This is a genomic window from Erwinia oleae (genome assembly GCF_000770305.1).
Lineage (GTDB): Bacteria > Pseudomonadota > Gammaproteobacteria > Enterobacterales > Enterobacteriaceae > Erwinia > Erwinia oleae.
The window spans coordinates 1-14,434 of record NZ_JNVB01000029.1 but is presented as its reverse complement, the minus strand read 5'-3'; the positions used below and the strand labels follow the sequence as shown (position 1 = coordinate 14,434).

The 14,434-nt window shown below is 55.6% G+C and carries 17 protein-coding genes; 10 read left to right on the top strand and 7 right to left on the bottom strand.

Translation table 11 applies throughout. The features are described 5' to 3' along the window. Nucleotides 1-270: 270 nt before the first annotated feature. Nucleotides 271-2,883, bottom strand: a complete 2,613-nt coding sequence (locus GS12_RS11255) for a bifunctional diguanylate cyclase/phosphodiesterase (RefSeq protein WP_052118432.1) — start codon at nt 2,881-2,883, stop codon at nt 271-273. A 199-nt stretch (nt 2,884-3,082) separates the two neighbouring features. On the opposite strand from GS12_RS11255, the gene GS12_RS11250 reads away from it, so the two are divergent. The 6 genes from GS12_RS11250 (at nt 3,083) to GS12_RS11225 (ending at nt 8,861) form a co-directional block, all read left to right on the top strand. After that, nucleotides 3,083-3,748 (top strand): CPBP family intramembrane glutamic endopeptidase, encoded by a 666-nt coding sequence (locus GS12_RS11250; protein WP_034946936.1) that lies wholly within the window; start codon nt 3,083-3,085, stop codon nt 3,746-3,748. Nucleotides 3,749-3,875: 127 nt separating this feature from the next. Next, the gene (locus tag GS12_RS11245; protein ID WP_034946933.1) at nt 3,876-5,444 is read left to right on the top strand and encodes an ABC transporter substrate-binding protein; all 1,569 of its coding nucleotides are present in this window, start codon (nt 3,876-3,878) and stop codon (nt 5,442-5,444) included. Continuing rightward, entirely contained in the window at nt 5,444-6,496 is a 1,053-nt protein-coding gene (locus tag GS12_RS11240) for an ABC transporter permease (protein ID WP_034946930.1), read from the top strand. The genes GS12_RS11245 and GS12_RS11240 overlap by 1 nt, the downstream gene beginning before the upstream one ends. Beyond that, nucleotides 6,493-7,353 (top strand): ABC transporter permease, encoded by an 861-nt coding sequence (locus GS12_RS11235; protein ID WP_034946927.1) that lies wholly within the window; start codon nt 6,493-6,495, stop codon nt 7,351-7,353. The genes GS12_RS11240 and GS12_RS11235 overlap by 4 nt, the downstream gene beginning before the upstream one ends. Beyond that, a complete protein-coding gene (locus GS12_RS11230; RefSeq protein WP_034946924.1) occupies nt 7,343-8,191 on the top strand; it encodes an ABC transporter ATP-binding protein in 849 nt (282 codons plus the stop codon). Before GS12_RS11235 ends, GS12_RS11230 begins: the two co-directional genes overlap by 11 nt. Continuing rightward, nucleotides 8,184-8,861, top strand: coding sequence for an ABC transporter ATP-binding protein (locus GS12_RS11225; protein WP_034946921.1), 678 nt, complete (start codon nt 8,184-8,186; stop codon nt 8,859-8,861). Before GS12_RS11230 ends, GS12_RS11225 begins: the two co-directional genes overlap by 8 nt. Here GS12_RS11225 and GS12_RS11220 read toward each other — a convergent pair. Together GS12_RS11220 and copM are read right to left on the bottom strand one after the other, a co-directional pair. Next, the gene (locus tag GS12_RS11220; protein WP_034912665.1) at nt 8,847-9,041 is read right to left on the bottom strand and encodes a hypothetical protein; all 195 of its coding nucleotides are present in this window, start codon (nt 9,039-9,041) and stop codon (nt 8,847-8,849) included. The two genes, GS12_RS11225 and GS12_RS11220, sit on opposite strands and share 15 nt — an antisense overlap. Before the next feature lie 85 nt (nt 9,042-9,126). Further along, complete coding sequence (gene copM, locus GS12_RS11215; RefSeq protein ID WP_034946918.1) at nt 9,127-9,471, bottom strand: CopM family metallochaperone; 345 nt, start codon at nt 9,469-9,471, stop codon at nt 9,127-9,129. 546 nt (nt 9,472-10,017) lie between these two features. Between copM and GS12_RS11210 the strand changes: the two genes are divergently transcribed. Both GS12_RS11210 and GS12_RS11205 read left to right on the top strand, forming a co-directional pair. Beyond that, complete coding sequence (locus GS12_RS11210) at nt 10,018-10,239, top strand: hypothetical protein (RefSeq protein ID WP_051936983.1); 222 nt, start codon at nt 10,018-10,020, stop codon at nt 10,237-10,239. 123 nt (nt 10,240-10,362) lie between these two features. After that, a complete protein-coding gene (locus tag GS12_RS11205; protein ID WP_034946915.1) occupies nt 10,363-11,376 on the top strand; it encodes an acyltransferase in 1,014 nt (337 codons plus the stop codon). Between the two features lie 71 nt (nt 11,377-11,447). Here GS12_RS11205 and GS12_RS11200 read toward each other — a convergent pair whose 3' ends face one another. After that, nucleotides 11,448-11,675: a hypothetical protein gene (locus GS12_RS11200; RefSeq protein WP_034912656.1), complete on the bottom strand. Its 228-nt coding sequence runs from the start codon at nt 11,673-11,675 to the stop codon at nt 11,448-11,450. A gap of 461 nt (nt 11,676-12,136) precedes the next feature. On the opposite strand from GS12_RS11200, the gene yjbE reads away from it, so the two are divergent. Then, nucleotides 12,137-12,385, top strand: a complete 249-nt coding sequence (gene yjbE / locus GS12_RS11195; RefSeq protein ID WP_034912654.1) for an exopolysaccharide production protein YjbE — start codon at nt 12,137-12,139, stop codon at nt 12,383-12,385. A gap of 147 nt (nt 12,386-12,532) precedes the next feature. Continuing rightward, nucleotides 12,533-12,742 carry a hypothetical protein gene (locus GS12_RS11190; RefSeq protein WP_034912652.1) on the top strand — a complete coding sequence of 70 codons (210 nt, stop codon included), beginning with the start codon at nt 12,533-12,535 and terminating at the stop codon, nt 12,740-12,742. Between the two features lie 4 nt (nt 12,743-12,746). Here GS12_RS11190 and GS12_RS11185 read toward each other — a convergent pair whose 3' ends face one another. From GS12_RS11185 to iraP, 3 genes are all read right to left on the bottom strand, one after another. Continuing rightward, on the bottom strand, nt 12,747-13,226 hold the full coding sequence (locus GS12_RS11185; RefSeq protein ID WP_034946912.1) for a nuclear transport factor 2 family protein: 480 nt from the start codon (nt 13,224-13,226) through the stop codon (nt 12,747-12,749). 19 nt (nt 13,227-13,245) lie between these two features. Next, a complete protein-coding gene (locus GS12_RS11180) occupies nt 13,246-13,803 on the bottom strand; it encodes a TetR/AcrR family transcriptional regulator (protein ID WP_034946910.1) in 558 nt (185 codons plus the stop codon). 81 nt (nt 13,804-13,884) lie between these two features. Next, nucleotides 13,885-14,181 (bottom strand): anti-adapter protein IraP, encoded by a 297-nt coding sequence (gene iraP, locus GS12_RS11175; RefSeq protein ID WP_034946907.1) that lies wholly within the window; start codon nt 14,179-14,181, stop codon nt 13,885-13,887. Between the last annotated feature and the right edge of the window lie 253 nt (nt 14,182-14,434).

Genomic DNA, 14,434 nt, shown 5'->3' with positions numbered 1-14,434 from the left:
CTTTTCATTCTTTAACGACCTTAAGACCCGGCAAAGGTTAGCAGATTCATGCCAACAGGCGTACGGCTTTTACGCAGGGGCTAAAAACCTGGCCGGGTACAAAATGGGGCACAAAGTGTTCAAATAATCAGCAACACTGCATTATAATTAGGAATAATCTCAGATGAGGAGGGCACAATGGCACTGTTCAGCTTTGTTGCTTTTGCAGCGGTCATGACGCTGGTCGCGGTAAAAGTCCGCTAATCAAAAAGCCCGTATTGACGGGCTTTTTTAATGCTCAACGTTGTGGCTTTCTAACAGGAGCGGCGTATCCAGCAGGGGTAAAAATCTCTCCAGCGGCATTGGACGCCCCAGATAGTAACCCTGCCCTTCCTGACACGAAATCGCCTTCAGTTCTTCCCACTGCGCCTGTGTCTCAATCCCTTCCGCCGTGACCGTTAGCGAGAACGCTCTGCCAAGGGCGATGATGCCCTCCACAATCGATACCGCCTGTCGCGATTGCGGAAAGTCATGCAGGTAAGAGCGATCCATTTTCATGCCGTCAAACGGGAAGGTCTTAAGATAGTTGAGCGAGGCATAGCCCGCGCCAAAGTCATCCACCGTCAGCCTGACGCCCAGTTTTTTCAGCGCCTGCATCATTGTCAGTGCGTTTTGAGGATTCTCAAGCGTAATATTTTCCGTGATCTCCAGCTCCAGTCGACTGGCCGCCAGACCGCTTTTGTGCAGCGCATCAGCCACGCGCTTCACCAGGTTACCGCTGCGGAATTCGACCGGCGAGATATTAACCGATACATACATCATGTTCGGCCACGCCAGTGCGTCAGTACAGGCGCGGAGCAGCACCCAGTTGCTGACCTCGATGATAAGACCGGTCTCTTCCGCCAGCGGAATAAAGCTGTCCGGCATGATCAGGCCGGTTGGCGGATGCGCCCAACGGATCAGCGCTTCGGCCCCTTCCATTCGGGATTTTTGCAGACAGTAGCGCGGCTGATAGTAGAGTTTCAGCTCGTCATTGACGATAGCCATACGCAGGTTTCGCTCCAGCTCGCGTCGATGAATCAGCTGCTCAGCCATATCCGGGCGATACCACGTCCAGCAGTTGCGCCCTTCCCGCTTGGATTTATAGAGTGCAATATCCGCCAGACGCAACAGCTCATCCGCCTGCATCGCGTCAACCGGCGCCAGCGCAATCCCCATACTGACGCCGATAAAGAGCTCCTGCTGCCCGATATAAAAAGGCCGACACAGTTCGCTTTGCAACCGAACGCAGCAGTGGTCAATCTCTTCCTCATTGGTCAGATCGCAAACCAGCAGCATAAATTCGTCGCCGCCTGTCCGGGAAACCAGATCGCCCGCGTTCAGCGCGCCGCGCAGTCGATGTGAGGCTTCAACCAGCACGCTGTCGCCCGCCGCATAACCAAAGGCATCGTTAACGGGCTTAAAGCGATCGAGATCGAGACTGATCAACACCAGCGGGCGCTCGGCCGTTGGCTGCGCGTGAAGTTTACCGCGCAGAAATTCCAGCATGTAAACGCGATTAGGCAGGCCGGTGAGCGTGTCGTGCTGCGACAGATAGTGCAGTCGCGCTTCGGCCTCGACCTCCTGGGTGATATCCGATACCGTGCCGCGATAGCCTGCGATCTGGCCTTTCAGCAACACCGGATTCGCCACCAGGCTACAAATACGTTTCTCATTTTGCGCAGAAAACGAGTAGCAGCGTAGCTGCCTGCGCTGCCCGTCAGCGCGCTGCTGGAAAATCCACAGTGAAACCGCTTCCGTTTCATGCAGCAGGATATCGTCGATGGAGCGCCCCAGCATGCGGCTTATTTCAAAACCGGTCACCGAAGTGAAGCGGCGGGAAAGATAGGTGATCATCCCCTGCGGATTGGTTTCCCATATCCAGTCTGAGGCGGTTTCCGCTACGTCGCGGAAACGCGCTTCGCTTGCCGCCAGCTCGCGCTGGCTGTGCTTCAACTGGGCAAATCGCCGGTCGGAGAGCACCGCGCTGGACATAGCATGGTTAATCACTCTGCGGGCGACCAGGCCAAGCGCGAACGCCGCAAAAAACAGTGCCGGAAGCAAACAGATAAGCAGATTGCGTCCCGGCTGGCGCGGATCCCAGCGGATGATAATCGGCGCGTCTTCCGCCACCTCTTCCACCATAAAAGGTGTCACGAAGGCATCCTGTGCGGTGGTTGGCACCCTGACATTTTTTACCCCGACGGCGTTGCCCAGGCGCTTCAGCTTTTCCGGCGTGAAGCGAGAGACAAAGACCATAACCGACGGCGGACCAGGGAGGGTACCCAGCCCGGGCACCTTGCCGGGGGTAATTGCGGCGGCGGCAACCAGCGCGGGCGTGGTGCCGATAATGACATTTTGCGTTGTCGCAGCCTCCGTCGTCGCCAGCGACCGTGCTTTTCTGATCAACGGCGCAGCATGGATGCCAAGCCAGCTCTCAAGCGGTAGCGTATCCAGCTTGCCGTTAATCACCGAATAGCGCGTGCGCCCCTGACCGTCCACCACAAAAACGCCTTCGTAGTGATATTCCTGGAACAAACCGGGTCCAAAATTTTGCTGATCGAAGGCCCAGACCGTATCGACCTGTAAATGCAGGTGATTCCACGCCTCGCTCCAGAAGGCGTAGTCGCGAATATCGGTGAGGATGCTTTGTCGCTTGTCTTTCCACATATTACTGAGCAGGAAACGCTGCTGCTGCGTGGCGTCTTCATTCTGTCGCCAGGCAATGCCTACGACCAGCAGCATTGCCAGCAGGATGACGCCGGAAAGCAGCAGGATCAGCGACATCAGCAGCCTTCGCGTGAAAAAAGCCGCTTTGTGATCGTCAGTGACGATGTGATGTTCTGGCAGCGGAGGATAATTCATTCACTACGGACCCTTTTTCAGTTGCCTCATCAAGCAACGCGACCCGTTAGCTTGCTCTGCGCGCCGGATTTACCGACGCCTTATTGATCTGTTATCGGCCCGTGATGCGAACAGTTTAGGCTGATAACCCGGCTCGCCGTCTCGACAGGCCCCGGCAGCGCTTGCTACTATCCGCTGCTCCCCGGCCAGAGAACCGACCATGCGCAACCTTTCCGACAGAGTGATCCACACCCTGCTGTGTGCAGGCATGTTCGTTGTCTGGTATGCCATCACCCTCATCATCAGCATGCTGCCTTATCAGACTGCGCTGCGCAGTAGCGGCATGCTGATGCCGTTACTGTGTGCGCTGGAGTTTTGCGTACTGGCGCCGCTTTATTACTGGTACTGTCGACACTACGACACTATCCCGCTGGCGACGGTGAAGGTGCGACAGCTCGCGCTGTTCAGCCTGCTGCTGCTGGCGCTGATTATCTCGCAGTCGTTTTTCCTGCGACAGGAGAGCTGGACCGCCGACCAGCTCAGCGGCGGACAGCCACAGCTTCTGCTTTTCGCGCTGGCGGTAATTGTGCTTGCGCCGGTATTTGAGGAGATCCTGTTTCGGGGGTTCGTACTTCAGGGTCTGCTGCTGTGGGCGCCCGACCAGCGCTTTGCCTGCGCGCTGCTGACCTCGCTGCTCTTTGCCGCCATGCATACCCAGTACGCACATTTACAGACCATTATTGCCCTCAGCGCGCTTTCGCTGCTGCTCTGTTATGCGAGGCTGCTTTCTGGCGGCCTGTTGCTGCCCGTCATGCTGCATATGTTGAATAACGCAATCGGCATGTCGCCGTGGATCTGGCGCTATTTTTCGCATTCGCTCACCTGAATGATTAATTTTTATAACTACTTTGCGCTGGTTATAACGCAAACGAATAATGATAGCGATTAATCAACTATTCTTCCTTACGTCCGCTCATCTACACTCGCGTAATCAAAAAAAGTAAGGAAATGTCATGAAGATTATTGTTCCGTCAATGCTGGCTGTCGCGCTGGCTGGTTCATTTACCGCGCAGGCCGCCACGCCGCCGGATACGCTGGTCATCGCACAGTCCATTGATGATGCCAGCAGCTTTGACCCGGCAGAAGGTTTTGAGCTGACGTCGGTGCAGGCCTTCACTAACCTGTATCAACGCCTGGTGCAGTCCGATCCGCAGAACCCCGTTGATTTGAAACCGACGCTGGCCAGCAGCTGGCAGGCGGGCAGCGACAATCGCAGCCTGATCTTTACCCTGCGCGATGGCGCGAAATTCGCTTCCGGTAACCCTGTTCGTCCTGAAGACGTGATTTTTTCGCTGAGCCGCGTGGTGAAGCTGAACCTCGATCCCTCTTTTATTCTGACGCAGCTGGGCTGGACAAAAGATAACGTTGACGGCCAGCTCAAAAAAATCGATGACAGCCATGTGCAGATAAACTGGACGGCAGACGTCAGCGCAAACTACGTGCTCAGCCTGCTGGCGGCGCCGGTGTCTTCCATCGTTGATGAAAAAACGGCCTCGGCCCATGTGCAGAAAGGCGATTTCGGCAACGCGTGGCTGGGCGCGCATTCGGCGGGCAGCGGCCCGTTCCAGCTCCGCAAATATGTGCCGCATGAGGTGGTATTGCTGAGCGCCAACCCAACGTCGCCAGGCGGCGCCCCGAAACTGAAAAATGTTTTGATCAAAAACGTTCCCGATCCTGCCGCACGCCGCCTGCTGCTGGAGCAGGGCGATGCCGATATCGCACGTAACCTGGGCACCGACCAGCTGGCCGCGCTGAAAGGCAAACCGGGCGTGAAGCCGATGGCCATCCCGATGGCGTCGCTCTACTACCTTATGTTCAATGCTGAAGCCAATCCGGTACTGAAGAATCCCGCCCTGTGGGAGGCGTCCCGCTATCTGTTCGACTATCACGGCATCGCTGACGACCTGCTGAAAGGCCAGTTCCAGGTGCATCAGTCGTTCCTGCCGGAAGGCTATCTGGGCGCGCTGAAGGACAACCCTTATCAGTACGATCCGGAAAAAGCGAAGGCTATTCTCAGCAAGGCCGGCCTGAAGAACGTCAGCTTTAAGCTGATCGTCAGTAACCAGCCGCCGTACCTGGATATTGCGCAGGCGCTTCAGGCCAGCTTTGCTAAAGGCGGCGTGAAGGTTGAGCTGCTCCCGGGCCTGAGTAATGAAATCTCCACCAATGTGAAATCGCATCGCTATGAAGCGACGCTGAACTCCTGGGGCGCAGACTATTTCGATCCGAATACCAACGCGTCGGCATTCGCCTGGAACCCGGAAAACGGCAGCACCACGCTTGCCTGGCGCGCCAACTGGCATATTCCTGAACTGAATAAAAAGACGCTGGCCGCAACTGCTGAAAATGACAAAGCGAAGCGCGTGGCGCTGTACCAGGACATGCAGCGCGACGTGCAGAAAAGCTCGCCGTTTGTGGTTGGCCTTCAGGCGCGTAACCTGATTGCGCTGCGTGATAACCTGAAAGGATACGTACAGGCCATCAATCCGGATATGGTTTACTACGGTCAGGTCAGTAAGTAATGGCGCACGCTGCAACAGAAGCCGGGTCCGCCCGGCTGGTATGGCGACAAAGCCAGCGGCTGCTGACCGGCGTCCTGTCGCTGGTGGTGACGCTGCTCGGCCTGCTGGCCTTCACTTTTATGCTTTCACATCTGTCGCCGGTCGATCCCGTGCTGCAACTGGCCGGGGATCACGCCAGCGAATCAACCTATCAACAAATTCGCCACGATCTGGGGCTGGATCAGCCGGTACTGACGCAGTTCTGGCGCTATCTGGTGCACCTGTTCCACGGCGATTTAGGCATTTCCCGCCTGACGCATCAGCCGGTGGCCAGCGATCTGCTGCGCACCTTTCCCGCCACCTTTGAGCTGGCAACCTGCGCGATGATCTTCGGCGCGACCTTCGGCATTCTGCTGGCGCTGTTGGCCGCATGGAAACCGGGAAGCGTGGTGGACCACGCTGCGCGTTTGATCTCGCTGCTGGGCTTTTCCGTGCCGGTGTTCTGGCTCGGTCTGCTGGGGCTGCTGCTGTTCTACGCCGTGCTGCACTGGTCTGCCGGCCCGGGAAGGCTGGATGATATCTGGATCTATACGCTGGAACCCAAAACCGGGCTGGTGCTGGTTGACAGCTGGCTGTCGGGCGATGCGGAGATGTTTCGCAACGCGGTTGCTCACCTCTGGCTGCCGGTGGTGGTATTGGGACTGCTGGCGATGGCATCCATCACTCGCCTGTTGCGCAGCGCTCTGCTTGAAGAGAGCAACAAAGAGTACGTTACCCTTGCCCGCGCCAAAGGCGCCAGCCGTGGCCGGATCCTGTTGCTGCATATCTTTCCGAACGTGCGCGGCACGCTGATTACCGTGCTGGCCCTTGCTTATGCGTCGCTGCTGGAGGGATCGGTGCTGACGGAAACGGTGTTTGCCTGGCCCGGCGTCGGGCGCTATATGACTTCCGCGCTGTTCGCCACCGATACGCCCGCCATTCTGGGATCGACGCTGCTGATTGGCGGCTGCTTTATCACCCTGAATGCGCTGGCTGACGCACTCACTTACCTTAGCGATCCGAGAACACGATGACGCAACATTTAACCGATGCTGAAAGCGCCGCGCCGCGTCGGCATCGACATAAACGCATAACGTCGCTGGCTATCGGCGGCGGCCTGGTGCTGGTGCTGATTTGCGCGGCGCTTTTTGCTCCGCTGCTGGCGCCGTTCGATCCGAATGTGCAGACGATGTCCGCCAGGCTGATGCCGCCCTCCTCCGCACACTGGTTCGGCACCGACGGCTTCGGACGCGACCTGCTTTCACGCGTGATTTACGGCGCGCGTCCCACCCTGCTGCTGGTTTCGCTGATCCTCGTGCTGACCATTCCGGTGGGCATGCTGGTCGGTATTTGCGCGGGCTACCTTGGCGGCTGGACCGAGCGCGTGCTGATGCGCATTACTGATATCTTTCTGTCGCTGCCAAACCTGGTGATTGCGCTGGCGCTGGTGGCCATGCTCGGACCCGGCCTGATGAACGGCGCGCTGGCGCTGGCGTTAACCAGTTGGCCGCCGTTTGCCCGCCAGGCGCGCGGCGAAACGCTGGCCCTGCGTCGCAGTGACTACCTTTCCGCTGCGCGAATGCAGGGCATTACCGGCCCGCGCCTGATGTTCGGGCATATTCTGCCGCTGTGCGTTCCCAGCGCCGTGGTACGCGCCGCGTTGAGCCTTGGCGGTATTATTCTCTCCGCAGCCGGTCTGGGTTTCCTCGGCATGGGTATTCAGCCGCCTACCGCCGAATGGGGATCGATGGTGGCGGAAGGCGGCAAAGTGATCTTCGATCAGTGGTGGGTCGCTGCCGCGCCCGGCGGCGCTATCCTGCTTGCCAGCCTGGCCTTTAACCTGACGGGCGACGGCCTGCGCGACAGACTGGATACCCGACATGGCAACTGAGACTTCAAATCTGATCACGGCGAACGACCTGACCATCGCCACTGCCGCAGGCAGCACGCTGGTGGACGCTATCAGCTTTTCACTTGGCCGTGAACGCGTGGCGCTGGTGGGCGAGTCCGGCTCCGGCAAGTCGCTCACCGCGCGCAGCCTGATGGGCCTGCTCGCGCCTTCGCTGCACCTGACCGCCCGAACGCTGAGCGTCGCCGGGCAGGACGCCACGTCGTTGAGCGAGCGGCAATGGAGCCAGCTGCGCGGCAGCCAGATGGCGATGGTAATGCAGGACCCGAAATACGCGCTTAACCCGATGCGCACCATCGGCTGGCAGGTGGCAGAACCGTTAAAACTGCATGGCCGCCTGAGCCGGGCAGAAATAAAAGAGAAGGTGTGTGAGATGCTCGACGCGGTCGGTCTTCCTCAGCCGAAGACGCTGATGGATCGCTATCCCCATCAGCTCTCCGGCGGCATGGGCCAGCGCGTGATGCTGGCGATTGCGCTGATTTCCGATCCGCAGTTGCTGATTGCCGATGAACCCACCTCGGCACTGGATCATGCGATGCGCGACCAGGTACTGACGCTGATCCGCCGCCTGGTCGACGAACGCAATATGGGCCTGCTGCTGATCAGTCACGATCTCCAACAGGTTTCCGAACACTGCGAACGCGTGATGGTGATGTATCAGGGCAGGATCCTCGACAGGCTACCCGCCGCCGACCTGCCGCATGCCACGCATCCCTACACCAGCACGCTGTGGGCCTGTCGACCGGGCAAGGCGACGCACGGTAAGCCGCTGCCGGTGCTGGATCGCACGGCGATGGAGGCATTGCGTGAACATGATTGAGCTGAATGACCTGAGCGTCTCGCATCGCCAGGGGTATGAGAGCCGAACCGTGGTGCATAACGTCTCGCTGTCGGTTGCCAGCGGCGAGTGTTTTGGCCTGGTCGGCCCGTCCGGCTGCGGCAAATCGTCGCTGCTGTGGGTGCTGGCAGGGTTGAATCCCCACTGGCAGGGCGCGATGAACCTTGCAGGACGCCCGGTGACGCCGGGGGGCGCCTTTACCGGCCAACTGCGTCAGGACGTGCAAATGGTGTTTCAGGACCCTTACGCGTCTCTGCACCCGCGACATCGCCTGCGGCGCACGCTGGCAGAGCCGCTGAAGCTGTTAAAGAAAAGCGATATTAACACGCGGATAGAAAACGGATTTCGTCATGTGGGACTCGATCCGTCGCTGGCGGATCGCTATCCGCATCAGCTTTCCGGCGGCCAGCGGCAGCGCGTCGCCATTGTGCGGGCGCTGCTGCTGGAGCCGAAGATCCTGCTGCTGGATGAGCCTACCTCGGCGCTGGATATGTCGGTACAGGCGGAGATTCTGAATCTGCTTAACCGGCTCAAGCAGCAGGATAATCTGACGATGGTGCTGGTGAGTCACGATGCCGATGTAATCGAACATATGTGCGATCGCGCCGTCACTATGCATAACGGCCGCGTTCAGGCATTACAGGATCGCTGAAACAGAGGCTTTTTTCTGTTTGTCCGCTTCGAAATGGGCTTTGAACTGCTCGTAAATTGAGATCATATTCGACGCATCGCCCTGAAGCGGGCTGAGCTTGCCCGCGCGAACCAGTTCGATGACCAGTTGAAGCGCGGCCTGTTTAGGATTGGTGGAAGGGTGTGCGATTTCTGATGACATAGGGATTCCATAATTGAAGGGGGAAAAGAGTAATTTTAACGCTTTTCCCCTTTTTGGGCGGATTTTTTCACGTCCGTGCGCGTCATCAGCGCTTCTGTTGTTTGAGCCAATTCTGCATCTGATCGATTTCTGGCTGCTGCGCTTTGATAATCGCCTCTGCCAGCTTGCGCATTTCCGGATCTTTACCGTATTTCAGCTCTGTTTGCGCCATATCGATGGCGCCCTGGTGATGAGCGATCATGCCTTTGGCGAAGGCGACATCAGAATTACTCTCTTTCATTCCGGCCATCATATCTTCATGCATTTTGCTCATGCCTGCGTGATAGCTCTGCTGTGCGGCGTCATCGCTCGGGTGGTTCTTCATGGTTTCAGCCTGCGCGGCGCAGGAGAGTAACAGCGAAAAAATCAGGCCGCATTTAATGGCGTTCATACTCTTTCCTTCATTAGCGTGGGTGGGTAACGCGAGGCATCTTCCACCTTCCAGCAGGGGGAAGGTCAATACACGCCGTTCGCCTAAACCCTACAATTTACACGGATATACATTCGCTTACACAAAGTTGTACAACACGCGTGAAAAAGTTGTACAAATGTTAAGGGCTGAGGTAGTTTATTGTTCGTAACGAATTATGCATTTGCATGGCCTCAGGAAGTGTATGTGGGTTTCCCACTTCCCGAGGCTATTTTTTCTTCACCCTCTTTTCCTGCCTTTTATTCCCTAAGTCAAATCGTTTGTTTGCCGCCCTGAATTGAAGCGCATAACGCGTTATCCTATTGATTTTAATGCAAAAATTAACACCAGATCTCTCACCTCGCCTGTTCAACGCCTGCTTTCTCATACCGGCTTCGTCTGATAATGCAGTCACGACCTTGCAGCCTGCCCGGTGCTGGCGCTAACTTCATAGCGGCCGACAGGATTATGCCCTGTCACTTTTTGAAATTTCTTACTTCTGGTCGCATATCAATGAACGGATTTAGCATGTTGAAAAAGCTGACGTCTTCTCTGTTATTCACCGCGCTGTGCTGGACGGCCGCTCAGGCAGAGCCCGTCACGCTGCGGCTGGCACAGGAGCAGGACGGCGGCGAAGCTGGACGCGCCTGTATTTATATTCACCAGGGCAAAGCCGAATATCGGCTGGTGCCGCCCGCAGAAAACTGCCCCGGCGCCATCACTATCGAACGCGCTTCATCGCGCGGGTAATGCTTTAAAACGCCTTTTTTCACGTCTGAAGATACGTCAGCCATAAGGAATATGTTACCTTTACCTGACAGCACTAGCCCGCCCTGCCGGGGCGGTTTATGCTTTTTGACAAGGGGTTAGGCGTTGAAAACGATCAATATTAAGTTGCTGACGCTGTTGGCGACGTTTCTGGTTATTTTGCTGCATACGGCAGCATTCTCATTTAACTATTTTCACCGCGCCTGGTCCGTTTCGGTGCTGTATGAAGCGCTCGGCCGCACGGCGTTCCCGCTTTTTTTACTTATTGCGGGTTACGTTTCACTTAATAAAAATGAATCACTGCTCAGCGCGCTGAAAACGCGCGTGCTGGATCTGATCATTCCGCTGGTTGTCTGGTCAATTGTTTATATTTTTTATGCGCGCTATGTCAGCGGGATCAGTAAGCCTGTCAGCCTGCTGGACGTGCTCAGCCAGCCGGTCTATCCCCATTTATGGTTTATTTACACGCTGATCCTGCTTTACCTGCTTACGCCGCTGCTGAACACCTTCATTCAGAACGGCAGCCGCCAGCGCATCAACTATACGCTTACCGTCTGGTTCGTGCTGGCGTCGGTCTACGTGCTTTTTGATAACGTGAAGGCGAACCTGATTGAGGGTAAAACGGAAGCCATCCTCAGTAATATCGATATGGTGGTTTACCTGTCAGGATTCTATATTTTTGGCGGCGTGGCACGGCGCTTTAATATTAATCCGAAGGTGACCATAGCGACAATCGTGTTTATTCTTTCCGCCGTGCTGACGTCGGTGCTGACTTATTCTCTCTCCGTCAGCACTCAGGCACCCAACCCGATATTCTTGTTCTATTCTGCCCCCACTATTGTTGCGATCTCCGTCTCCGCTTTCTTTATGCTGTTAAATGCGCGTTTTTCATGGAGCAGAAGAGGTATCGCCGTCATCAGAACGCTGTCGCGTTTAAGTCTGGGCATATTCTTTGTACATATGATGGTGCTGGAGACGCTGCTGCGGATATTTAATTTCAGCTTTAATAACTACGATTCCGCCCTGATCATTCCCGGCGTGGCGATCGCCTCTTATGCGCTGTCCGCCCTGATTTGCTGGCTTCTGCGGCTTATCCCCTGGATGAGAAAAATTGCCTGAGTCAATAACGAAAACGGCCGCTCATAATGAGCGGCCGTTCGACAGGCTTGAAATGCCAGATGCCATAAAAATCACCAGGCTGTCGCAAATCTCTGCGGTTGGTTAATTGCTTTACGGGCAATCCAGTAAAGAAGGATTCTCTCGTCATCATCGTCCTGATCGGCCATGGTTAATAGCTTAAGCACCAGAGTCGCTTTATTTACCGGCTGCCCTGTGATGCTCAGGTCAACCACCGCTTTACCAATAATGTTACACACCTCTTCCTCACTGCCTACGGTTGCTTCTGATTCATCTCGCATGGTCTCCTCCTGTTGTTGGGTGAACGCTAAGCCTGGCAAAGGCTGCACAGCTTTGCCAATAGTTGTACAAGCCGCTTAACGCGACCAGGGCGATCTCACTGATATTGTGAAAGAAATACCCCTCGGGAATTAATCCTAAAAGCAGACAGAAATTCTGATAATGATCGGCGCTTTTTTATGACCGCCTGAATTTATGCTGTTTAAGAAGATTTCGCACCGCTTCGCTGCGATAAATCTCAGCTTCCCGACGATAAAGCACAGCGGCAGGCCGATCCGTATCCCGGAACCGCAACGCCTCGCTTAAAAAGTGAAAGGAAAGCTCAATATTACGTCGGATCTGTTTCTGTCACATGCCGGTCATAACCCGCATAAAATCGGCTAAAAGCCCGCTTCCAAAGGCGGCGCTTTCGATTATGCTTCCTCACATTGTGATTCGATCCCGACTGAGAAGAGTATAAAAAATGAAAAAAATGACTGCACTGGCACTATTAATTACCCTGGTCGGCTCCGTAGGCGCTCAGGCTGCAACAACCGAAGGCGCGGCGGCAGGTAGCGAAGCCACCACGATGTCTGAAGGCGATTCCAACGCCGTGGGCGTTGGCGCAGTAGGCGCGCTGCTGGGCGTGGCTTTAGCCACCATGGGCGGCGGCGGTGACGGCGATGGCTCTACCACCAGCACCGGCACGACGACCAATACCGTCGCTCACTAAGTGTTACGCATGGCCCTTCTGCGGAAGGGCCGCTATCATCCGTTTCTGCAACAAAACCACCCTTCACACGACATCCATCAGTATGCTGCCGTCACCGTCTCGCTCATCACCTATACTTAGCGATACTTTCTTTCAACGGAGTGAGCCATGTTGATTGGTTTTGTCTTACTGGTCAGCGCCTGCGGGAATGACGCCTGCGAAGCGCTGCCGATCTCTGAACATCTTTTTCCCTCGCGGGAAGTATGCGAGCGTATGGCGGCGCGTATCAAAGAACGACGCCCCAACGCTGTGCTGCTTTGCGGTGAGGTTTACCGCAGTCACGGCAGCGACAGCGAAGAAACCACGCACATCCACTGAAACACTACAGACCCAGCTCGCTCAGTCCCGGATGGTCATCCGGCCTGCGTCCCAGCGGCCAGTGAAATTTGCGCCCGGCTTCCGCTATTGGCAGATCGTTAATGCAGGCGAAACGCCGCGCCATCAATCCATTTTCATCAAACTCCCAGTTCTCATTGCCATAAGAGCGGAACCAGTTGCCGGAGTCGTCATGCCATTCATAGGCATAGCGCACCGCAATGCGGTTGCCTTCAAACGCCCACAGTTCTTTGATCAATCGATAGTCCAGTTCGCGCGCCCACTTTCTGCTCAGAAAATCGGCGGCTTCCTGACGATTGGTGACAAATTCCGCGCGGTTTCGCCACTGTGTGTCAACGGTGTAAGCCAGCGCCACCTTGTGCGGATCGCGGCTGTTCCAGCCGTCTTCTGCAAGACGAACCTTTTCAATAGCCGTTTCATGCGTAAAAGGCGGCAGTGGCAGTCTACGTTCACTGTTTCCAGACATCATTTTCTCCTCAGGAGGATCAGACAGGAGCGAGCAGGCGGCGCGCGATCTGTTGCGCGTCGTCTGCCGCAGAAACATCGTTCATGACCATCGCAACGGTTATCGCGCCGTCAATCAGCAATAACAGCTGGCTGGCCATGATGTCGCAATCAACGACATTCGCCTCACGACAAAGCCCGGTGATAAATGTTTTAAGGTTGTTTTTATGGTCGCGGGCGATGTGACGCAGCGGATGCGAGGGATCGCTAATTTCACCCGCCGTATTGATAAACGCACATCCGCGAAAATCATCGCTGCCAAACCATTTTTTCAACGCGCTAAACAGCGCCAGTATGCGCCCGTGAGGATCGTCCGCCTGTGATTCACGCGCTAACCAGGCCATCCAGCGGCGATCGCGGCGCTCAAGCGCGGCCGCGCACAGCGCCTCTTTATTAGCGAAATAGCGATAGATAGTTTTACGTGAAATGCCGGAGGTTTTAACGAGCAAATCAATGCCCGTAGCGTGAATGCCATGTTGATAGATAAGCTGTTCAGCGATATCCAGCAGCTGTTCGTAAATCGGGGTTGTCGTTTGCATCCTGCAAAGGTAGAACAACCGTTCTACCTTCACAAGCGTTATTTGATACAGGGGTTAAATCGGTTTGATGGTGTAAAAAAATTACTCTTCCTCTTTGGCCTTTTCGTCGACAAAACTGGTCACCGCCAGCAGACGATTGACGTGCGTCAAGAGCAGGTCAACGTCCGAGCGCAAAAAGCCTTTCCCTGAATGGGATGCCACTACGATCGCGTTATTAATATTTTCTGAAATTGAGTCACTGTTATTGCCCTCTTTACCTGCCGTCAGCAACAGCGCGGCAACCAGCAAAGACTGTGCTTCAACCTGCGCGGTAAGTTCTTTTGCCTCAACTTCGATATTGGCGATTTTCATTAAAACATCGATAACCAACTGCTTCATACTCCACTCCTGAAACCGATCCTGATAGGCGCGCACCGAGAGAGTCCGCGAAAAAGTTCTGCCAAATCAAGTAGACGCCGTTTTGACCCTAATCGCATCAGGGAAATATCTGAAAACAAGATGCCAAGTGGCGTGGAGAAGGATTTCTACTACATTTAAGCAACCAGGGTCTCTGAAACGGGGCGCTGTCGCTACCCCTCTGCTCAAAAATGCGCCAACTCAACGGTGTAAACACATTGTGCAGAGAACAACA